Here is a 22294-nt window from a genome sequence, read left to right on the forward strand (position 1 = left end):
GATATAGGGAGATCGTCGCATTGGGGATTGTATTCACGCAGGCGTCACCAGAGCAAACCTAGCAAGTCTTTCCGATCGCATCTTAAAAGGAAGTCGACGTCTGATGAGATTAACTGAAATACAGGATCAGGCGATTGCCGCGCGAATGGCGCTTATCGTAGGTGCGGACCGGTTCGATCAGCTCTTCCGAGCTGTACGGTTCGACGAATTGGACGGCGATATTCTCTATGTCTACGCTCGCGACGAGGACGCCGCCGCCGAGATGGAGGACGAGTTCGCTCTGCACATTTCTATTATTGCCTCAAAGATTCTGGATCGCGAGATCAATGTCGTGCTCGTGCTTCCGCGGCAACTCCTGAAACCCGAACGATAGCTGTCCACATTGGGATGAGCGGCGATCGCGACATGTGGAATGTGGTAGACCGCCTTAGTTCTGAAGCGCTCGTCAGCTCCAAGCCTTCCTGCTAAGCTTTCCCTTCAACGCCCTGATCAATCCCGACGCATCCTTGAATCTATGTCGAAACTTCTTTTGCACGACCGCCTGAGTCATTATCAGCGGACGTTTTGGAAGACTGGTCATGGGCGCCAGGATATAGTCGAGCGGCTGCTTATTCTGCTCGTCGAGCCTGACCACGACGACGATACCCGGACGCTGCTTGGCACTACGCCTTAACGTCCAGACCCGACAGCGCCGTTGGGGATGCTGCCAGCAGCGGGCGACGCGCAATGATATGAAGGATCCCCCTTTGACTGCCAAGCAGCCTCCAGTCCGCTCAGCAATGAGATTGGAGCCGAGGTTGGGCAGGCCAGCACTAATTTCTGCGGCGAGTTGCTGGATCAGGCTCATGCGGTCGCCACGCGTATCGAGATAGCTGTAGTCTGCTAGAGGAGTGAAACCGATCAACGCATACGCCTTGCGAAGGCTACCGAACCGGCGTTCATATATAGACGCGCAGGGTACGCCCTTGGTCCGATTGATCGCGTCGGCAGACAAAGTGCCTAGCCGGAGTTGGAGAACGCGCAACTTCTTGAGCAACATATCGGACGACAGCTGCTGCCGCACCCGACGCTCGATAATCCGCTGAGCGTCATCGAATACGTTGCGCGGTAAAATTGGCTCCAGGGCGCCCTCTTTGCGGATCCATTTGACCTTGCCGTTGATGACGCGACGCTGTCGCAGATAGCTCGACGTCCGATAATAGACGGTGTTGCCGATGTAGTTTTCATTGCGCAGGATGCGGCCAATCATCTGCAGATTCCACCGCACACCGCGATGGTTAGGAACACCCTTCGCGTTCAGCTCGCGGGCGATGTCTGTTTCCCCCTTTCCGCCAACGAAGCTTTCGAATATCCACCGCACGATTGCGATATCATCGGAAGATCCGGCCCGGAGCAACACTCTGTCGGTGTGCAATGCCTTCTGCTCGCCAGGCTGTAGAAAGCCCCTCGATTTGCCTGTTGCGTCGATCAGTTCTCTGCGCAGTGCAAAGCCTGGTCGACCACCCACCCGATAGCCGAGCCCGACGATTCGGCAATGCCCAGCAAAAACCTTCGCCGACTTGTCGCGGCTGTCCTCGGCCGCCATCAGGCGCTTCATGCTTTTCCAGAGGCCGGACATCGGGCTTCCATCGTTCTCGAAGATTTCAGCGCAATAGACCACCTTTACGCCGGCCAACTTGCAGAGGAACTCATAGTAGGCGCTTTCATCCGTGTCCTGAAACCGCCCCCAGCGGCTGACGTCCCGCACCAGCACGGTGGCGAAGTCAGCGGCTCCCGATTGCACGTCATTGAGTAGATCGATCAGCCCCTTCCGATTATTGATCCTCAGCCCGCTAATGCCCTCATCCATATACGTGCGCACGATCTCGAGCCGATGCTCGGCCGCGTAGGCCGCGATCAAAGCCATCTGATTTGCGATTGAGTACTGTTGCCGATCAGTCGACATGCGGATGTATTGTGCCGCCCGGAGCTCATTCTCCCGTCGTCGAGGCAGCTTGACATTCTGGACAGTGAGCGCAGTTCCCATGGAACGCCCCTACCGTTGTGCCTTGAGCCTATTCCAGCCAACTTGAAAGCCAAGATGAACCATGCTTTCCGATCCAGCGCAGCGCAAGCGAACCTAAGATTGACGCCAAGGCAGACCAAAGCCAGGATCGGCCGCGCGCAGCGCTGATCGAGCGCAGATACAACAAGGCGCCAAGGAGAGGCCCGTAGTTCTTTCGGAAATCTCCGTTTAGCTTGGCTATCCTGGAAAGATCGGAGTTCTCAACTTCGTCGGCCATTGCGCTGGTCCTCTCTTGATTGAAGCCAGCGCCCTATAAACTCCTGTTTTGCCCGACGGAGCAAGCGAAATTCGGCAAATCAAAATCATTTCGACTCGGCTGCGCACGCTCCGACCCGCCCCTCCCTCGTTGCGAGCCATAGAAGCTCAATCGGCTTTCGGGCGGCGGAAGCTTCAATGACTCCAGGCTTCGTGCCGCGCTTTGTTTTCGATGGCTTGTGAGCACATTCTTTAGTTGAGTGAAACATGTTGAAAGGTTAAATGCAAATCGGGTGCGCACGGATCTGCGGATCGCTACGATCTGGCGTTAACGGATCCAGCATGCAATTGGTCACACAAATCTCCCATCGGCGCGATATCGACGGGCTCCGGGCGATCGCGGTCCTGAGCGTTGTCTTCTACCATTTGGAGGTTCCCCCGTTCGGCGGTGGCTTTGTCGGCGTCGACTTGTTTTTCGTCGTGTCGGGCTATCTGATCTCGCGGATCATCCTCAGCGAAGCTGAGCGCGGTGAGTTTTCGGTTCAACGTTTCTACGAGCGCCGCATCCGGCGGCTCTTTCCTGCAGCAATCGTTACGACCATCGGCACCCTGGTGATCGGTGCCCTTTGGTTCTCTCCGGAACTTTTCAAGGGCTTAGCTCAAGACGTCGTGGCGACGCTGGGATCAGTCTCGAACTTCTATTTCTGGCGCAGCGCCCACGGGTATTTTGCCAGCTCGGCTGATCCAAGCCCGGTTCTGCATTTCTGGTCGCTGGCCGTCGAGGAGCAATTCTATCTCCTCTGGCCCGTGATTCTTCTGTTGGGGCGCAGATTGCTCGGTCGCGCGCTGCCTCTGCTCATTCTGGGCACTGCAGTCCTTTCGCTCGGCATAGCGCAGGCGACACTCGCGACCGACAATTCGGGCGCATTCTACCTGCCAACCTGCCGCGCCTTCGAATTTGCGATCGGAACGCTAGTTATATTTGCGGAGCAGAGGCTGATTCTCTCGGCCCTGTTGCGCTCGCTGCTGGCAGCCGCTGGACTCACATTGATCGGTTACGCGATCGTTAGCTTTGATGGTACAACCCCCTTCCCCGGCGCGAATGCCCTGATCCCTTGTCTGGGCGCAGCCTGCGTGATCTTGGCCGGCGATCGCAACGCCCTCTCGCCTCTTCTGACTAATCCGCTGGCTGTCCGCGTCGGGCTGGTTTCCTATTCACTGTACCTCGTGCACTGGCCGTTGATCGTCTACGCAAACTACATCGCAGGCGATGACGCCAGGTCGGTCCCGGCGAAAGCCCTGATCTTCATCCTGGCGATGACCCTTGCCGAGTTGATGTATCGGCGGATCGAACAGCCTTATCGCGAAGGTCGCTCGTCGCTACTGCGGGTTGCCGGCCCTGCCGCTGCGATGGTCGTCTCGCTGGCCGCTATTGCCTTCATGGCCAATCGTCAGGATGGTTGGCCATGGCGGCTTTCGGCGGAGGCGCGCGAGATCGCAGATCTACAGCGGTTTGGATTTTGGCCATGTGCTAAGAGCGTACAATCGAATTGCGCGTTCGGTTCCTTGGGCGATCCTGTCGGCTTGCAACTGCTCGGCGATTCCTTTGCCGAGCATTATGTCGCAGCGTTGAACCCGTTGGCAAAGCGTGCCGGCGTGCGGGGAGAAGCGTTCACGGCGGAAGGCTGTCCCTTACTCGCCGGCCTCGTGCGGACCGATTTCGACGGCTCTGATGACTGCAAACGCAAGCGTAATAGCTACCTCGCCGCGATCAGACAGAGCCGGGCCGCCGTCGTGCTCAGTCAATCCTGGATGACCTACGGTAGTTCGATCCGCAACGAGTTCGCGCCAGAAGTCAAAGCTCCAGCGCTGCAGATATGGCGGGACGGTATCGAGAATACGATCCGTGACCTCGGCAGCAGCGGGCGACGCTTCTTGATCATCGCGCCCTCGGTCGAGCCGGGTTGCCGCAGCTCGATGTCGCGCTTCGCACCAGGGCCACTCTGGCATGCGCCAAGCAAAGCCTGTCCATCTGTGCCTCTCGATCGGGTGAAACTCGACAACCGCGAGTTCAATGTTATGCTGGAAGAATTGCGGAGCCGCTATCCAGACCAAGTTTCTGTGCTACATCCGGACCAGTATCTGTGCCGAGAAGCCGAATGCCCCACCACCGTGGATGGACTCTGGCTCTACTGGGACGTCGATCACCTCACCGTTGCAGGTGCGCAGCTTGTTGGCGAGGGAGCCGCAAACCAACTCCTTGAGTTTATCCGCGGCAAACAGGCTGCCCCACCGCTCCCCAGAACGCCCAGCGAAGTCATCTCCGACTGAAGTGCAATCGTCTTTATGTGCAATCTGTACTCAATCACGACCAATCAAGCTGCGATTAGCGCGCTATTTCGCGTGGTCAATCAATACATCGGCAATCTTGCGCCCATTCCCGGCGTTTTTCCGGACTATAAGGCGCCGATCGTTCGGAACGGTCCCGACGGCCGCGAGCTCGCGACCGCGCGCTGGGGCATGCCGTCGTCCTCGAAGGCGCTGATGGACGCGACCAAGAAGCGTGCCGAGAAGCTGCAGGCCAAGGGCAAGATGGTGGACTTCAAGGAATTGCTCCGGATGGAGCCGGATTCCGGAACGACCAACATCCGGAACGTGAAGTCGAAGCATTGGACGCGCTGGCTTGGTGTCGAGAGCCGCTGCGTGGTGCCGTTCAACTCGTTTAGCGAGTTCAACAAGGCCGAGGGCGGCGACATCTGGTTCGCAATCGACGAGCGCCGGCCGCTCCTCTGCTTCGCCGGCATCTGGACCAACTGGACGTCCGTTCGGAAGGTGAAGGAAGGCCAGACAACCAACGACCTCTACGCCTTCTTGACCACGGAGCCGAACGCCGAGGTCGGCGCCATCCACCCGAAGGCGATGCCCGTGATCCTGACCACGCCCGAGGAGGTCGAGACCTGGATGAACGCACCTGCCGAAGAAGCTCTCAAGCTACAGCGGCCCCTTCCGGACGGAACACTCCGGATCGTCGCCCGCGGCGTGAAGGAGGATCCATCGTCTGAACTTAGCTCGTAACGGGTCCCCTGCGACCACGCATTCGTCGAGAGCGCGGAGCACCGTCAAGCTCTGATGGCGCGGGAAGGCCTCAGCGCAGAAGGTGGGAACGAGAAAACTGTGCCTGAGTAACCTACAACCGGAGTCCGCAGCGTAGCGGCAAGCCTTTCGGGACATATCTCAGCTCACCCGGATCTAAAATACTGTTCCATAATCGTTTCGCGCAGAGAGCGTGGCCAAATGCGTCCGATCATAGACCCCACACCTGAGGATGATCGCTCGCCCCTTGGTTGCGGTTTGATGTTGACTTTGCATGTGACAGTAATGAGGATCACGGTGACTTCCCGTGCGATCTTTCGAACTCTGTCTATTCCACCGGCAGCGCTACGCGGTCCGCGTACGGCTCCTGGCGCATATTGCGTTGACCTAAGTGCCTTGCCAATCGTTTCAGAGCGGAGGCTCAATGTACTTACCAAAGCATCTTTCCCTTTTCTTGCTCGACAAAACTGGAAAGCCTCTAGCGAATGTTCCTGTCTATGCCGAGGTCCGAACGGCTGCTGAGTCTTTGGCGCGCGACCAGCGGTTTGATGAGCAGATAACAAACTTATTAAGTGAAGCTGATCCGAGCTTAGCCAGCGATGGCCTTGGGCTAGCGAACACGGTGCTCGCCTTCAGCGGAAACGTCGCAGCTCTTTTGACGAAAACAGCGAGAGACCGCCTCGCAACAGATGCCGATCTCGCAAAGCGCTTCTTCTCAGGCGTCATTCATGGCGTTTTTGCTGCGCTGGGAGTTACGTCGCTCAAGAATGTGCCGCGGACAGCATTATTAGATGCGATCAAGGCCCAAATTCCCATCGTGGCACGGCAACTCGAACTCGACCTAGCGCCAACGCTTCACTTCGGCAGCTCTTTTCCGCTGGGCTTCCTCGCAAGCGATCATGTTGGATATCTCTCATTTGATCTTTCTAGACTACCGGACGACCTCTACAAGGCGCTCATCCAAGCAATGCAACAACGCGCATTGCAGCCCGATGCTTCAACGCGCACCTCCGCTCGCTTCGCAATTTATGGCCGGGACGACCTCATCTTTGATGCGCTTGAGCAGTGTCGTTTCGCGGACGATGCTATCGTCACGAAGCTTGAGCTCAATTCGACTGAGCTTGCCTCCCTGGTTGCTCCGAGTGGCTATCCAAGCCTCCAGTTACCTAGTCTAACAGACTGGCGGCTATCTCCAGCGTCTTTCGCATCCTCACCTTCTGCTTTGGTCGGGAACGAACCCGGATGCGAATCTATCTTGCCCGCCAATTCGGCTCTTCAGGAATATTCCTTCTACCAAGTGACCGCTCTGAGCGATTCCGTCGAGATTGTGCCATCGGCCCTTTCTGAGTCTGTGCAAGTGGGCGTCATTCATGACTTCAAGATCTCATGGTACCCTCTCGGGCACTCGTTGGGCGCAATTCAATACAGCCTCCCCCTTGCTCCAGGCGAATCGATCAATCTTGCCGTCGTCGACTGGACGCGTCGAGACAATGCACTGCGCAAAGAGAATACGAATATCGACGAGCAAATCGTCCATCAAGAACATCGCGATCGCGTTGTGAGCGAAACTGTGAACGCTGCGGTGAAGGAATATCAAGCCGGCAGTAGTTTCCTCGGGGGGCTTGCTTCGTCCGCAGGCGCAAGCGGCACGCTGGGCGGCTTCGGTCTCGCTGCTGGGCTTGCGGGATCCCTGGGCGGCAGCACCTCAAACAGCAGCGGAACCCGGGACCTCATAGCGACAACTGTACAAAACCTGAGTGACAGCATCAGTCAGGCGAGCGCTGCATCGCGGGAGCTTAACAGCACAGTTGTTGTTCATTCAAATCAAGCTGAGAAAGAAGCGATCGAGACTCGAACGATTGTTAACTACAACCATTCGCACGCTCTCACGATCCTCTACTACGAGGTCCTCCGGCATTTTAGGGTTGTCACCGGTTGCGTCCGACGGCGTCCGGCCGTTTTGCTCAAGATGAAGACCGATTGGTTCGATGGTGCAGACGCGATCCAGACCGTGCGGGAGCGGCGCGTCCCGCTCAAGGCGGCTCTCCTTGATCCGAGTTTAGCTGACGCTTTCGACGCCGTCGAGCGGATCGCCAGAAGCAAGCAGGTGCCGGCGCCTCCAACTACGCCTTCTCCTGGCGTAGACATCCGTTATTTCGTGTTTGACCTCAGATGCGGTGGGCTGATCCCAAAAGACGGCATCGGGATCTCCGCGACCTTGCGCCCCAAAAATCTCCAACTGAACAATGGCGTCGACTTCAACCCTCCTGGCCTTTTCTCGCAGAAGGACGCGAACAACTCCTTTGTGGGTCAGTTGCCGTCCGGAACGGCCTCCGTTCCGTGGGCAGACATTGACCTCGTTTCAACCATCATCAAATTTGAAAACGCCGATGACGATGACTCGATAATCGCCTTCTCTCGGATCAAGGTGACGGGTATCGATACGGGCGGCAACGAGATCGTCCTCGTCGACAAAGACTATGCCGACGGTCATCTGATCCTCGGAAGCAACGCGAGTATTGATCTGCCGACGAAGCGACCTCCGGCACCGCCGCCCATGCCCGCCCGACCTGAAAGCGAAATCCAGGACGAAGCACTGCAGGCCCTCCTTCTCGATCATTTGCGCTTCCACAAGCTACACTACAGCCGCGCAATTCTGATCTCCGAGAACTCGTCGGAAAGAGCGTTATGGTTGTCGGCAGTTGGCGTGCTTGAGCGAGTAGAGAACCGCCCTGTCGAGATTATCGGCGATTATCTTGCATTCCCTTGCACCGACTTGGATTGGAGCACTCGGATAGAGCGGGCATTGCATAACGTCCCGTTCGGTGAGATTGCCGACGAGCGGCTCGTGACCGTGCCGGCGCGAGGCGTTTTCGCCGAAGCCAAGCTCGGTCATTGCAATTCTTCTGAGGTGATCGACAATACTCGCTTCTGGGATTGGCAGCAGTCGCCCATTCCTCACTTCGCACCCGAGATCGGGCGGGCCACACCCGTAACCCCGCACCCCGTGCAACCAGAAGGGCTAACACCCAGCCCCTTCCCACAATCGCTCGTCAACATCGTCAATCCACCCCCCGCGCCCGACCCAACTGGCCTTGCCGCGGCAATGTCCGTTCTTGGAACGCCCAATCTGTTCAGGGACATGTCTGGACAAGTTGCGGTTGCTGATCTCCTGAAGCGTCTTTCCGACAATTCCATTTCCATAGCGCAGGCAGCAAATATTGCACGCCAAATCCAGTCTAAATACGGCGACAGCGCCTCAGGCGGCACGATTGCGAGCAATCTACTCGGACAAACCCATGCCGCCGGCGGCATCGGCGGCCCCCGCGCAACTCCGGTGCAGCCTTCGCAAACGACAAGAGATCTTCACGACTGGCAAGACGTACTCAGGAGAGCCCAAAAGGAAGGTCTTTTGAACCCCGCGCAAACGCAGGCTGCTTATCAAGAGTTGACAAAAAGCGCACTAGACCTTCAACAGGTTGGCGATACCTATGTTCGTCCGGCCTGGACAAAAAATCAGCTTATTGGGCTCGTGGGAGAGGTGCTCATGGCCAGAGCCCTCGAACGAGATGGCCTCATCCTCTTCACTGATGTGACAAAGCATGTTGCGACCCCAGGGATCGATCTCGTCGCGCTGGATGCCCGGTCTGCAACACTTGAAGTGTGGCTGATTGACAATAAGGCGCAGATGCGTGGCATCAGCGGCGCGAGTTCGCTAACGACGAACTTCAACCAAAACAGGGATGCAGTTCTGACGTGGCTGGAGACCGAATGCAGGCACTCTCGAGCGCTTGAGGCAGCGCAGCTCATTCGAAACAATCAATTTCGGAAAGTGGTATCGAATGCTTGGGCCGGATCGGACAAGACTTTCACAAAGAGGCTGTTTGATGCAGGCCTCCACGCGTACGATCTAAGACTCGGCCAAGTTTTTACGAGCTATGCGACCTGGGAGACCGCCTTTGGTCAAATACAGAAGGGCGTCCGCCGTGTGGTCGGACTCGCCGGTTCGGCGACCCTCGAAGGAACATTCCTCATATTCGCCGCTGCAAGCGGGATTCTTTATGTGATGCGCTCGGACTCAATTATGAAAACTCTTGGAAATCTCGCGTTGGAGAGCGCGCTTGGTGCAATCCTCAGCGAACTACCAGGCGGCTTTTTTGGATCAATGGTGCTCGACCTCGAGAGTGACGAATCTCCCGGTCAAAGGCTGGCTAGGAAAAAGCGCGAGACCATAGACGAGATTTGTTCCCAGATTCCTGATTTTTCGCTGATGTCACCATCTGAACAGACGAGAACCCGCGACGTCATCGGCGAAATGCTTGAGAAGCCCCTAGACATTCCGCCACCGCCGGAGCCCTCAAAGCCGAAGTATATTTTGCCCGGGTTTCCTTCTCCCTCAAGCCCAATCGAGGCCTAGCTGATCTCTTCTTCCTTCATACGCTCCTTGCGGTTCTATGATGCATACCGGCACCAACGTTTCGCTTAGAGAATCGAGTTCTGCTTGCGCTCCAAAGCGCCCAGAACATTCTCGCGCAGCACGTTGAACCGGGCGGGCTCGATGAAAAGGCAACAATCGACGCCCTACTTGCCGTGCTCGATGACAATGAGGTAGTCCAGGCCGTGCTTGACCTAGATTGCAGGCTCTCTGGGCTAACCAAGATTGAAGTGTTTATCGCCAAGAAAGCCTCGCTCTCGGCAACTCTCAATCCGGGATAGAAATGGACTCTTCTGCCCAAGGGTCGCAGCGGTGCTATCGAGCGCGCCCTTCAACGCGGCAGCGAACTAAAAGTCTCGGAACGCTTGGGGCTCAGGGGACACCCTCCCCATCTGCGTCACGTTCATTTAACTGGGGACGAAATATTCCAGCACCACGACGAAAGCATTCTCTTCCAGACTGCGGAAGTCCAGTCATGAAGCAATATAGCTTTGCATTCAAATCATCTATAAAGGCTGCGACTTTTCGGGTGCCAGGATCGGCGGTAAATTCGCATTCATCCCGCAGGGTCTTCGATCGCTTGATATCGTCGAGGCATTTATTAAGCCACACAAAACTGGGCTGCACTTGCCGTTCAAATTGGCGCGCCTTTTCTTTGTCGTAATATTGCGCAAGCGACATGATATTGACCATTAGATCGCGATTCCAATCCGAAAGCATCTGGTCGTACTGCTCGAAGAGCTTGTTGCGTTCAAGAGAAGTTAATTCCCCCTCTGCGGCCAGCAGAACTTTCCGGCTCAAGAATAATCTGAACCACATTGATCGGGCCAAATCGCGAGAGAATTTCGCTCGCTCGCCGTCTTGAGCTATCTGAAGGCTATCAGGCTTCAAACCTACCCAGATCGCGATTTTGTCCGTTGATTCCGAGAACGCCGCCAAGCTTGCTACTAGAGCGGCAACCGCTGTGAGGCTCAAGCCGATTCTACTTCGTCCCCAATTGGCGAGCCATCTTGCCTCTGTCGCGGGCATCTTCTGCTTGTTTGCCTCGAAGGCAATGCGGGCTCTAGCGACGTCGGATCGCTCGGGCCGAGATAATCTGTAGGTCTTTTCCAATTGGTCAAATATCCTTCGGTTGAAAGGAACGCCTTGTCCTTCCGATCTGCAGTTCTATTTGCTTCGAGCTACTCGGATCTTCTTGAATGTCGTTGGCCGAAGCAAGAGAGCAATGTTCGAGAACACCGACCACGCCATCTCAAGCCAAGCTGCGACAAAAAAGAAGAAGCAAAAAAGCGGCTATCGCGCTCTGGCAAGGATCAATGCGGATACAGCCAATATTTTAGCTGCTCCTTGTTTGGCATCAATTTAAGCGTTGGAGTGCGCACTTCGGGCCGAAGATGCTCGCTTGAACTGATGATGCGCCCCAAATCGTCTAAAACGGCCCTGCTGTTAGAGAATGTACTATGATCGAGACTAAACATGTCATCACCGACCGCGGTTACGTCGATCGTCTCGATCCCCTCAACTAGATTAGGTCCAGTGTCTCCGACGTACCCGACTCGAATACCCCATGACTTCTTGTCGCTGACCAGCAATGCCTTGTCTGCTGAGGAAACATACATGGTCATATTCTTTGCGATGGTCCTAATGTCGTTCGCTTTCTTGATGAATACGTGCTTGTCCACATCGGGAGCGGCGAGCACCAACTCCGAGATGTTGAGTGTCACTTTGCTTAGAGCAGCTTGCTGGAGAGCTCCGACAAGGACGTGGTTGCCTAAGCTATGCGCCACGATGTAGAGGCGCTTTTGCCCTATCTCGCCATTGAGAAGTCGCAAAATTTGAAGTAAGTCGCCAATCGAATACTCCGCGCTTTCTCGATCGTAATCGTACTTCTTCCAATCGCCGGCGGAGGGCCAGGAAAATACCAAGGTCGATCCAGCGAAATTTGCATCATACGCAATCTGCGCCGCCTTAAAGATGGCATCCTGGAAAGGAACATTATATCCGTGAATGAATAGAAGGACGCTGTCCGCCCCCTCCCGCAGATCGGTAACGAACGAATCGCGTCCCATCAGTTTGAGCAGTTTGAGACGGAAATGATCCTCATCCCTCTCTGCTTCAAACTTCCACGTCAAATATTTGAATTTCGGTCGCTCAACTTTTCCTATTTGATGATTCTTCGGAACACTGACCACAGCGAGACCGTACTTTAATTTCTCGCTCCGTCCGTCCGTTATCGCACTCAACTCCAAGGTCGGTTTTTCGACTATTTCGCGGTTGGTCGCGAAATGCACCGGTTGCAAGGCTTTGGTATCTCTGAGCGCCAACTCGCTGTCGGTGGTTTCCAAGAATTTGTCCAGCATATCTTGAACGGATTTCTTGGAAGCCTCCGAACCCCTGCCGCTCATGTCGTTGTGCTGGAATTCGGTCTTCACGACCTGGATGCCCGCTTTTTCCATCTCCTCGTCGCTTGGGAGCACCCCAGGGTCGGTCTTGGATTGCGGATCGCGGGAGCGAAATGACAGGATCTTGAACTTGCCAGCGGTGAATGGGACTAGCATGTCGTCGAGCGTGATGACCTTCTTGACCTCCTCCGGATACTGCTTGGCGAAATACATCGCGATGTTGGGCGCCTCGGAATCGCCGACCATCGTCACCTTGGCGTAGTCGGCGTTGGGCTGAACCTTCTTCAACTCCTGCATGGCGTGATGGATATTGGCAACGCCGCGTAGGATTTGCCGTACGCGGTCGACATAGAGCTCGCCGGGCTTGGTGGCCATCGGAGGATCGGTCGGCAGATCGTGCTGCGGGCTCACGACCATGTAGCCGCGCGCAGCGAAGATGTTGGCGAGGAAGCCGTACTCGGTGTTCTTGACGGTATTGCCGTGGTTGATCACCGCGACCGGCAGCGTGATCATGCCGGCATTGGCCTGCATTTCCTTGTCGCGCCGCACCGCGATCTGGACGGGCACCGGGCGGTTGTCGCGCGAGGCGTCGTAGAAAGTGATGGTCTCACGCCTGATGGCCCATTCGCTGGCCGTAAAATATGCAGCAACGGCCAGGGCTGAGAGTGCAATTAGAACCGTAATTCCACGCTTCATGGCGGTACCTCAGGCGATAAATCGTATCAAAAATCTGAGGGTCCGGAAAAATTCGCCGCTGGAGCCCTCAATTGAATAATCCGCAAGCTCCCCGTATTTCCGCAGCCCGCTAAAGCGCACTGCTCAATTTCCACCTGCGTTCTTCCCCCCAAACAATGTACCGTTTACCGAGGAGGACGCAACTCCCGCGCGAGAAGGTCGATTGAGTTTCTGGAACTGATGGCTGCGTGGGAGCCCCACGATTCCGGCGTGGAGGGGCAACTTTGCGCCGTCAGTTCAGGACAAACCGTTTGGGATGCTGTGATGCGACGCCAGAAAACCGACCCCACCGATTGCTTCAGTACCGGTCGCTTTGCCTGCCGGCTTCAACGATCTGGGACACTCCGATGCGCTCGCCGGCCAGGAGGCGTTTCTCCAGGGCTTGCCTGGCGGGCGCTGATAGTGGGCCCGACAGTCTGACCAAGGCCCGCCAGGACAGTCGGGACCAAATCTCCTCCCGATCGCATTCGGAGTAGATCTCTAGCGGCCCGTACCAGGGCTGATATTTCCCGACGACGAGCAATGCTCTCAGCAGAGTAGTGCCCCTGCTTGAGATTGTGCTTGTTGCCCTTTGGAGCTCCGGGTGACGGTCCCCCGTGCATCCGGCAGCGGCCGTTAGGCATTGCGAGGGACTGGCCTGGCTTCCCGCTCCGGGTTTTCGCTCCGCATCGCATGGGGTTGTTCCTCCAATTTCTTGAGCCCCCCGGGCCCCTGGGTCTCCACAACACCAACTACCGCCTGGCCGCCGGCGTGGACGTGCACGTGCTCGACTGTGACCTTTTGCTGGCCTTTGCGCGGTATCCATATCGATAAGTATCCCCCGCAACTTCTGCTTTCGGATGGAGGAAGCAACTGTTTCAGACCTAAATTCGCTTCTGCAGCGACTTGAGTGTTCTATCAGCCTAGTGAAGGATGCAATCAGCCGGATATCAAGCGAACCGATCACTCCGGTCTAGATGACGGAAATCTCTGGCTCGGTTCCTCCCTGGTAGCGGGCGGATAAGACGTTTCTTTGCTCTTGCTAGGGGCTCTCTCCCGGCTCTTTGTGGGTAGACGGATTAATGAGACGTCGGGGCGTACCAATCGTCGAGTCCTTCGCGCCGCCTGCCCGGCTGGCTCGTTTGAAATCCGCGTCGCCATCAAGAAACGCCTCCAGCATGAACGGAATCAGCTCACCCACTTCCTCCTTGGTCCCGTAGGTCTCGGCGTAGAAGTCAGCATACTCTCGCAGCCGCTGTGCGAGACCCGGCGTGAGTACAACGCTCATCTTCACCGGCATCCGATCGGGTAGCCTCGCAAGCTTCATTCCTCACCTTCCCTTCGCCGCTGTTTGAACATCCTGGTACGGCTTCAGAACCAGATCCTTTGAAACAATCACCCGCAGCGGCCATCCGGGCCGTACCGTGATCGTCGGCTGCACGTCGAGCGCGCGCTCCACCAGGCGCTGTCCCGCACGATTAGTCGTTTGCTGCGTGCTTTCCCGCAGCGCCTTCACGAGATCGCTCTCGTCGTTGCCGATCGATAGCTGGGTTCCCACCCCGATCAGGGTCGCCAAGGCCACGCCCTTAAGCAACTGCCAGGTATGGAAATCCACCTGGTCCTCAAGGCCGGCGTAGCCGGCGACGTCCGTCGCCGGAAGGTTCTCGATCACGATTGAATTTCCGTTCGGCAGGATAAGCCGGCTCCAGATGACCAGCGCCCGCTTCTGGCCAAAGGCGACGACGCTGTCGTACTTGCCCAAGATCCTTGTCCCCTGCGGGATCAAGAGGTGCTCGCCGGTTACCGTATCGTACACGTTCTCGGTTACCTGGCCGATGGTCGCCCCAGGCAAGTCCGAATTCAGGCCCGTCACTAGACTCGCCGGAATGATCGACCCCGCCATCACCGCATAGGTGGATGGTGCTGGTTTGAGCGCATGGGGGTTGGTGGTCTCCGTGTCGGCTTTCGCTCCCACGAATGCCAGCTTTCGCGCCTGCGACGAGGGAATGATTTCGCTGGAGCGGTCGATCATAGCCTGTGCCGTCTTTGCGAGCTCCGCAGCGGACGGCCCGGTATCAGGCGTTGAAGGCCGGAATGCGGATGGGACAGCATTCGGTGCTTCGGTCGTACTCGCCTGCTTGCGCTTGTCCTGCTTTTCCGACAGGCGGACGAACAAGCCCGACTCCTTTGCCTGCTGAGCAACACGCGTCTGCCGAATCCGCTCGGCCCGCTCGGCATCTTCCTCCGGACTAGCCCGGAAACCAACTTCCGATGCCACACCGGCCTTCTTTTCGTTTTCGGCAAAGGCCCGGCCAATGTCCCCGGGCGACGGCGGTCCAAGCCGCGGCGTCGATGGCGGCAGTTCCTCATAGGACTTAGGCAGCTTGCTCAAGCCCTCGGCCGTCTGCTTGCGGTCGGTATTGTAAAGCTCCGTCCGCTCCAACGGCCTGAAGGAGTGCGGTCGGAGCGCAATGAGTATCGCTCCACCAACAAACAGCGCCGCGACCGCGCAGCCGATCATGAGGGCGCGCCTGTTGAGGCGCCGAACGGGCCGCGGACGGGCTCGCAGTTCAAGCGGCTCCGGATCCTGGTCCAATCCCGTTGTCATGAGGCGCTCCCGGTGCTGAAGACCTGCGACACCGGTCGCGCATCGATGCGGATGATCCGGACGATGCGCTGCGGATCTTCACCAAGGCGAAGCTCGGCGGCGCCGAACATCCGATCGACGATGTAGTAGGAACCGCGGACCCGGTAGTTGACCAGGTTCGGCCGGCCGTCGGCTCCGGCAACGAACAAGGGCGGCGCCTCCCCTTGCGACAGGCCGGACGGCATCTGGATGTAGACCTTGCGGCCGTCGTCGAAGGCACGCACCGGTCGCCACGGCGGATCGTCTCCTTCAATCCGGTAGCGGAAGTTCAGGCTATCGAGCCGGACGCCGCGATCGGCGACGCGCTCTTCGTTTTCCTGGGCAGCGACGTTCTGCTTATGGAGCGCGACGAGCGTATCGGTCGGATACGTCCAGGAGATAGACGCCATATAGGTCTGCTTGGTCGAGACGAGCTCGAGGTGATAGGCGCGCCGGTCAGTCAGGACCACGAGGTTGGTCTGAATATCCGGCAGCGTCGGTTTCACCAGGATGTGCACGCGGCGGGAGTTGCCCTGCCCGCTCGACGTATCGCCGACTACCCAGCGAACCGTATCTCCGGTGGAGACATCGATCAGTTCCTCGCCCGGTTGAAGCGCAATGGTCGAAACCTTCTCCGGGCTTGCGTAGAGCCGGTAGAGCGCACCTTCCGTCCAGGGGTAGACCTGGATGGCGTTGATATATCCGGCGCGTGTCGGCTCCATCCTCGCCGCCTTGTTGGCCTTGGCGATCGCCTGTTCCGGCGGCAGCTTTTCCTCCTTGGCTCCCTTCGTCGGAAAAGGCTTCAACTGGCCCGGCAAAGGCAAGACCTTGGGCGTTTCGACGACTTGCACCGGCGCCGGCGGATCGCTCTCTGGAAGGGCCTTCTCGAATGTCATCTCATCATAGGGCGCTTCGAGATTGAGCTTGGTGGCGCATCCGCCAAGCCCAACCGACAAGGCAAGGACACTGGCCGACGCGAGCTTGGTGAGGGCTTTGGAATTCATTTGGCGTCTCCAATGAGGTCGCGCGACCAGTTGAGGGAATGGACGTAGAGGCCGAGCGGGTTCTTCCGCAGCGTTTCAGCATCCGCAGGTGGTTTGAGAACGGTGGTGACGAGACCCGTGAAGCGCTCCGTCTTTGCGATCGACCCGTTCTCGAAGGTGTTTTCTTTCCAGCGGATCTCGAAGCTGTCGCCGGACGCGCGGACTACGGACGTGACCTCGGCCGTCACGGTCTTGGAGCCGATCTTTGTGAACGGATCGGCTTCGCGCGCGTAATCGTTTAAGGCTTGCGCTCCGCGGTCTGTGACAAAGTCGTAGGCACGCAGCCAGTTCGCACGGACGATGACCGGATCGATCGACAGTGAGCGGACGTTCTCGATGAAGCGCGCAAGGAAATGCGCGATCTGCGCGTCCGACGGCTGGTAGGCCTCGAGCGCCGGCCCGACTGCTCGGACTTCGCCGAGCCGATCGACCTCGACCACGTAGGGAGTGACGCCTGAGCGGGCGATCTGGGTGAAGATTGTCAATCCGAGCACACCGGACAGACCGATAGCTGCCAGAGCTACCAGCCGCCAGTTGCTGGCTTGCACACGGGCAGACCCTAATCGCTCGTCCCAGACCTGGGCTGCCTTCTGATAGGGGGTGACCGGCTCGGGCGTCTCGCCATAGCGGACGGACACGCGCTGAAAGGGGTGAGCCATATCTTACTCCTCCCCCAGCTTCGGGCCCGACGAATGCCCGCCCTTGTCCCCCTCCTTCAGGGTGTGAGCGGCGACTTGTGCTGCTTCTCTCGCGTGTCCCCGTACTGACGAGGCGGTTGCCCGACCCGCGCCTGCGGTGGCTCCGCCACTCGCTATGCCGCCCGCGCCGGCACTCGAGACTTGATCCACCGCCAAGGCGCGGGCCGCTGTGCCCGCAGAAGAAGACGTCCCCGTGAGCGACGCCGCAGAGCGGACGGCGGCCATTGAGCCGCCCGCCGCAAGTCGCAAGCCTCCGGCGGCGGCCGCTCCGCCGCCAATCACGACAGCAGCCGCGCCTGCCACCGTTCCAGCGGCTGCACCGGCCCCTAACTGGGGCGCACCTGAGACCAATCCGGCCGCGATTCCTGGGCCGAAGACGCCAAGGCCAAACAGCGAGAGGGCCGCCAGCAACAGGCTCATGGCCGACACGATATCCACCGGGCGCGTCAACGTGCTCGCGAGCTGACCGAAGATGGTCGAGCCAATGCCGATGATGATCGCAAGAACCATCACTTTCACCCCGGAAGCGACGACGTTGCCGAGCGTCTTTTCCGCAAGGAACGCGGTCTTTCCCCACAGCGCGAACGGCACGAGAATGAAGCTTGCGAGCGTCGTCAGCTTGAACTCGATCAGCGTGACGAAGAGTTGCACCGACAGAACGAAGAACGCGAGCACGATCAGGATCCAGCAGAACAGCAGGATCAGGATCGTCGGCAGGTTGGTCAGGACATCAAAGCCCGAGAATTGTCCGGTCTCCTCCAGGAGAGGATGGGCGGCCGTGAACCCGGCAGAGGCGACAAAGCCTGGCCGCGCCAGATCAGCGGCGCTTAAGCTCCCGCCAGACGCCTTCAGTCCAATCCCGGAGAACGATGCAAAGACGATATCGGCAAGGCTCTTGAAGTTGCCGATAATGAACGCGAATGCGCCGACATAAAGCACCTTCTTGGCGAGCGTGACCATGATGTGGTCGTCGGCGCGCATGCTCCAGGCAAGTCCGGCAAGCGTCAGGTCGATGCCGATCAATGTGGAGCTCAGGAATGAGACATCGCCCGACAGGAGCCCGAAGCCGGAATCGATGTAGCGCGAGAATGTCTCGGTGAAGCGGTCAATGACGGAGAGATCAGCCATGGCGCCCTCACCTACTTTCCGCCGGTGTAGGCATGGCCATCGCCGATGAAGCGGTTAAAGCGCTCCTTCGCAGCGGCAGACGACGCCTGCTGTTCGGCCGCCCGCAACGTGTCCGCGCGCGCCTGGGTTGCCAGCAGTGCCTGAGTCTGCAACGACTGCTTGATCTGTAGGCCGAGCAGTTCGTTGCCGGACTGTTGCGCCTGCAACGAGCCGACCGCAGCGGACGAATTCGCCATCAGCGTTCGAAGCGTCTGGCCATCTTGATCCAGAGAACCGACGATGGCCGACTGGATGGTGAGCGCCTGCTTCAGTCCGTCGTAGCTGTTGTCCCAGCGCGACGTCGCATCCAGAACCATCTTGTCGGACGAAACGGCTGCCGCATATTGGCGGGGATAAAGCCGCTCAAAGTCCTGCTGCGTCTTCTGAACATCAAACGAGAGGTTTTTCGCCTGAGCGATCAGGCTGTTCATCTGATTGATCGTCGACGTGAGCTGACCGACGACGCTTGTGGGCAGGCTCGCGAGGTTCTTGGCTTGATTGAGCAGCGACTGCGCCTGGTTTTCGCGGCTCCTGATCTGATTGTTGATCTGTTCAAGAGCACGTGCGGCAGTCAGTAGATTTTGACTGTAGTTCGTCGGATCGAAGACGATATCGAACGCTCCGAGCCGTCGCGACCCGTTCACGGCAATGACGAAAGATAGTAGCGTCGTGATGACAACTCTTGAGGTTGTACCCGTAAGCGCGCGGCCGATACGTTCGAGCATGGAAGACTCCAGGGATAGAGGTTGAGGTCAGATCTCGTGGGCTTGTTCGAAGGTGCTGATCAGGTTCGCGGCCCAGTGCATGTCTCGCTCGGCGAGATAGCGCTTGGCAAAGTGATGGGGACCGGAGCGGGCCAGGACGGCGTCGATCGCTCGCTGATCCTCGGGCGAGGATGCCGCGACCAGGGCGAGCGCCACCGGTCCGAGGCCGAGTTCGAATAGGCGATTGCCGGCGCGGGACTGCAGATAGTAGTCGCGCTTGGGGAAGGCTTCCGCGATCAGGCGCACCTGGGTGTCATTCAATCCAAACCGGCGATAGGTCTCGGTCTGGGTCGGCTCCAGGGCTCGTGGGTTTGGCAGGAATATCCTGCTTGGACAGGATTCGATGATTGCGGGCGCAATCTGACTGTCGACGATATCGGCAAGCGACTGGGTCGCGAAAATGACAGCCACGTTCTTCTTGCGCAGCGTCTTCAGCCATTCGCGAATCCGGCTTGCGAACAGTGGGTCGTCCAGAAATACCCAAGCCTCATCCAGCACAAGCAGCGCGGGCCGGCCGTCGAAGCGGTCTTCAAGCGTATGGAAAAGATAGGTCAGGACGGGCGCCATTAGGCCAGGCAACGCCATCAGCTCTTCCATTTCGAAGGTGAGCACGTCCGCACCGGAAAGGCGGTCGGCGTCTGCGTCCAGGAAGCGGCCGTAGGGCCCTTCCAGCGTGTAAGGCTGCAGCGCCTGCCGCAGGGCGTCGCGAGCAAGCAGCGCCACGAGGCCGGTCATCGTCCGCTGTGAGACGGGCGCAGACCCAAGGCTCCTCAGTGCCGACCAGAGCGTCTCCTTGACCTCGGGCGTCACGGTCACGCGCTCGTGGGCGAGCACGCCGCATAGCCAGTCGAGCGCCCAGAGCCGAGCGCCCTCCTCAGCGACATCCTTGAGCGGCTGAAAGGCGATGCCACCCTTGGCACCTAGCTCGTACCAGGCGCCCGACAGCGCCAGCGTGGTGGCCCGTGCCGACCGGCCCTTGTCAAACGTGATCAATTGAGCATTCGGGTAGCGACGGAATTGCAGCGCGAGCATCGAAAGTAGCACCGACTTGCCCGCGCCCGTTGGACCGACAATGATGGTGTGCCCGACATCGCCGGCGTGAAGCGATAACCGGAACGGGGTCGCCCCCTTGGTCTTGGCGATCAGGAGCGGCGGGCCATCAAGGTGCTCGCACCGCTCGGGTCCAGCCCATACCGCCGACAATGGGCACATATGGGCGAGGTTCAGCGTGTGAACGATCGGCTGGCGGATGTTGGCATAGGCTTGACCCGGCAGGCCTCCGAGCCAGGCCTCCACCGCATTGACGCTCTCGCGGATCGCGGTGAAACCACGGCTATTGATCACCCGCTCGACCGCGCGGATCCTCTCGTCTGCTTGATGCGCGTCCTCGTCACTGACGGTGACGGTCGTGGTGATATAGCCGAAGACAACCAGATCGTCGCCAAGCTCGGAAAGCGCCGCGTCGGCGTCGAGTGCCTTGTTGCTCGCGTCGGTGTCGAGCAGCGCGGCCTGCTCGTTGAACATAACTTCTTTGAGGATCGCAGCAAGCGACTTCCGCTTGGCAAACCATTGCCGCCGGTAGCGCGACAGCGTCGCGTTGGCCTGGGTGCGATCAAGTGGAATAAACCGCGTAGCCCAGCGGTAGGCAACGCCAAGCCGGTTCAGTTCATCAAGCAGGCCAGGAAACGTGACATGCGGAAAGCCAAGGACAGTCAGTACGCGCAGATGGCTCCGCCCGATCGCCGGGGACAATCCACCGGTCAACGGCTCATCGCTCAGGAAGCAATCGAGATAGGCTGGTATCTTGGGAACGCTGACCGGGTGACGCTTGGTCGAGACGCAGCTATGAAGATAGGTGAGCGCGTCCGCGTCGTTCAGAGGCCAGATCTCGGGCAAGACCGACGAGAGCAGATCGATCGCCCGGTCGGTTTCCTGGACGAACCTCTGAAGATGATCGAGATAGCCTTTCTCGTTGCTGTCAAATCTCTGCTGCTCGTCAATCTCGCCGTCCTGGATGTCGCCTTGCGGAGGGCGCTCGACCGATTGGCCGCGACGAACGCGCTTCCCCTTCCCGCCCGTGCTATGCCTCTCCTTGGGCCGCTCGAGAAATAGGCCTTCGAGGCGCGAGACCGTTTCGGCAGGCGGCAGGTACATCAAGGTCAGATGCAGCAAGCTCTCGAAATGCTGCCCACCGGGGCGCGACGGATCCTCCCACGCCACCCCAGCGGCGCCGGAGAACGCGGCCCGCCGCTCTTCATCCACCAGCCAGGACACCGCATCAGGGAATTCCGACCGCGGATACTCGCCAGTTGGAATGCGCGTGGCATCGAAGAAGAGAGCCCAGCCCGACCCGAAACGCTTCAAGACGTTGTTGACGCGTGAAGTGACGCTCATCAGTTCGGCCTCGGTGGCACTGTCGAGGTCCGGCCCGCGGTAGCGTATCGTCCGCTGAAAACTGCCATCCTTATTGAGGATGACGCCTGGAGCGACCAGGCAGGCCCATGGCAACCAATCCGCCAGCCGATGGGCATTGCCGCGGAATTCTCTCAAGTTCAGCATGCGAGCCGCCCTTTGTGCTTGGTGTGACGGATGGCGACTTCGACGAAGGCCGGGTCGCGATTGGCGAGCCAAACGGCTGCGCTGTGGCCGATGACCCAGAGCACGAGGCCTGCGAGCCAAAGCCGCAGGCCGAGCGCCAGCACGGCCGACAAGGTCCCGATCAGGATGGCGGCGGCACGCGGGGCGCCGCCGATCAGGATGGGCTCGGTCAGCGAGCGGTGAAGCACGAGTTCAAAACCTTCCGCACGCATCAGATCAGTGCTCCGCCACCGAACGAGAAGAACGACAGGAAGAAGGAGCTCGCGGCGAAAGCGATCGAGAGGCCGAACACGACCTGGACCATCTTGCGGAATCCGCCGGAGGTGTCGCCGAAGGCCAGCGATATGCCGGTCACCGTGATGATGATGACGGCGACGATCTTGGCGACGGGCCCCTGCACGGATTCCAGGACGCGTTCGAGCGGTGCCTCCCATGGCATGCCGGAACCAGCGGCGTGTGCCGCCGTGACGCTGAGCAGCATGCAGGCCGAGGCC

18 protein-coding genes and 1 pseudogene are annotated in these 22294 nt (G+C 58.7%); 4 read left to right on the plus strand and 15 right to left on the minus strand.

Annotation, left to right across the window (positions count from 1 at the left end; translation table 11 throughout):
- Nucleotides 1–103: 103 nt before the first annotated feature.
- A complete protein-coding gene (locus WI560_RS19200) occupies nt 104–373 on the plus strand; it encodes a hypothetical protein (protein WP_375304412.1) in 270 nt (89 codons plus the stop codon).
- A 72-nt stretch (nt 374–445) separates the two neighbouring features.
- Here the strand turns inward: WI560_RS19200 and WI560_RS19205 are convergent, their stop codons facing one another.
- A complete protein-coding gene (locus WI560_RS19205) occupies nt 446–2026 on the minus strand; it encodes a recombinase family protein (protein WP_375304413.1) in 1581 nt (526 codons plus the stop codon).
- A gap of 28 nt (nt 2027–2054) precedes the next feature.
- Nucleotides 2055–2282 (minus strand): hypothetical protein, encoded by a 228-nt coding sequence (locus WI560_RS19210; protein WP_375304414.1) that lies wholly within the window; start codon nt 2280–2282, stop codon nt 2055–2057.
- A gap of 320 nt (nt 2283–2602) precedes the next feature.
- Between WI560_RS19210 and WI560_RS19215 the strand changes: the two genes are divergently transcribed.
- The 3 genes from WI560_RS19215 (at nt 2603) to WI560_RS19225 (ending at nt 9770) form a co-directional block, all read left to right on the plus strand.
- Nucleotides 2603–4591 (plus strand): acyltransferase family protein, encoded by a 1989-nt coding sequence (locus tag WI560_RS19215; protein WP_375304415.1) that lies wholly within the window; start codon nt 2603–2605, stop codon nt 4589–4591.
- A 15-nt stretch (nt 4592–4606) separates the two neighbouring features.
- Nucleotides 4607–5335, plus strand: a complete 729-nt coding sequence (locus tag WI560_RS19220; RefSeq protein ID WP_375304416.1) for an SOS response-associated peptidase — start codon at nt 4607–4609, stop codon at nt 5333–5335.
- 442 nt (nt 5336–5777) lie between these two features.
- Nucleotides 5778–9770, plus strand: coding sequence for a hypothetical protein (locus WI560_RS19225; RefSeq protein WP_375304417.1), 3993 nt, complete (start codon nt 5778–5780; stop codon nt 9768–9770).
- A 390-nt stretch (nt 9771–10160) separates the two neighbouring features.
- Here WI560_RS19225 and WI560_RS19230 read toward each other — a convergent pair whose 3' ends face one another.
- From WI560_RS19230 to WI560_RS19290, 13 genes and pseudogenes are all read right to left on the minus strand, one after another.
- Nucleotides 10161–10901 carry a hypothetical protein gene (locus WI560_RS19230; protein ID WP_375304418.1) on the minus strand — a complete coding sequence of 247 codons (741 nt, stop codon included), beginning with the start codon at nt 10899–10901 and terminating at the stop codon, nt 10161–10163.
- Nucleotides 10902–11101: 200 nt separating this feature from the next.
- Complete coding sequence (locus WI560_RS19235; RefSeq protein WP_375308868.1) at nt 11102–11857, minus strand: alpha/beta hydrolase; 756 nt, start codon at nt 11855–11857, stop codon at nt 11102–11104.
- Between the two features lie 222 nt (nt 11858–12079).
- Nucleotides 12080–12886 (minus strand): annotated as a pseudogene (locus WI560_RS19240) (alpha/beta hydrolase); the annotation flags it as partial.
- A gap of 365 nt (nt 12887–13251) precedes the next feature.
- Nucleotides 13252–13599 (minus strand): HGGxSTG domain-containing protein, encoded by a 348-nt coding sequence (locus WI560_RS19245; RefSeq protein WP_375304419.1) that lies wholly within the window; start codon nt 13597–13599, stop codon nt 13252–13254.
- Nucleotides 13600–13946: 347 nt separating this feature from the next.
- Entirely contained in the window at nt 13947–14231 is a 285-nt protein-coding gene (locus WI560_RS19250) for a DUF2274 domain-containing protein (protein ID WP_375304420.1), read from the minus strand.
- 3 nt (nt 14232–14234) lie between these two features.
- Nucleotides 14235–15425, minus strand: a complete 1191-nt coding sequence (locus WI560_RS19255) for a TrbI/VirB10 family protein (protein ID WP_375304421.1) — start codon at nt 15423–15425, stop codon at nt 14235–14237.
- Nucleotides 15426–15508: 83 nt separating this feature from the next.
- A complete protein-coding gene (gene trbG / locus WI560_RS19260; protein WP_375304422.1) occupies nt 15509–16534 on the minus strand; it encodes a P-type conjugative transfer protein TrbG in 1026 nt (341 codons plus the stop codon).
- On the minus strand, nt 16531–17232 hold the full coding sequence (gene trbF / locus WI560_RS19265) for a conjugal transfer protein TrbF (protein ID WP_375304423.1): 702 nt from the start codon (nt 17230–17232) through the stop codon (nt 16531–16533). The genes trbG and trbF overlap by 4 nt, the downstream gene beginning before the upstream one ends.
- A 3-nt stretch (nt 17233–17235) precedes the next feature.
- Entirely contained in the window at nt 17236–18399 is a 1164-nt protein-coding gene (gene trbL, locus WI560_RS19270; protein ID WP_375304424.1) for a P-type conjugative transfer protein TrbL, read from the minus strand.
- 11 nt (nt 18400–18410) lie between these two features.
- Nucleotides 18411–19163, minus strand: a complete 753-nt coding sequence (gene trbJ / locus WI560_RS19275; RefSeq protein ID WP_375304425.1) for a P-type conjugative transfer protein TrbJ — start codon at nt 19161–19163, stop codon at nt 18411–18413.
- Nucleotides 19164–19190: 27 nt separating this feature from the next.
- Nucleotides 19191–21761, minus strand: a complete 2571-nt coding sequence (gene trbE, locus WI560_RS19280) for a conjugal transfer protein TrbE (protein ID WP_375304426.1) — start codon at nt 21759–21761, stop codon at nt 19191–19193.
- Complete coding sequence (locus WI560_RS19285) at nt 21755–22012, minus strand: VirB3 family type IV secretion system protein (protein WP_375304427.1); 258 nt, start codon at nt 22010–22012, stop codon at nt 21755–21757. The genes trbE and WI560_RS19285 overlap by 7 nt, the downstream gene beginning before the upstream one ends.
- Entirely contained in the window at nt 22012–22281 is a 270-nt protein-coding gene (locus tag WI560_RS19290; protein WP_130229227.1) for a TrbC/VirB2 family protein, read from the minus strand. The genes WI560_RS19285 and WI560_RS19290 overlap by 1 nt, the downstream gene beginning before the upstream one ends.
- Between the last annotated feature and the right edge of the window lie 13 nt (nt 22282–22294).

Origin of the sequence: Bradyrhizobium sp. A11, assembly GCF_042077125.1 — a bacterium.
GTDB lineage: Bacteria > Pseudomonadota > Alphaproteobacteria > Rhizobiales > Xanthobacteraceae > Bradyrhizobium > Bradyrhizobium japonicum_B.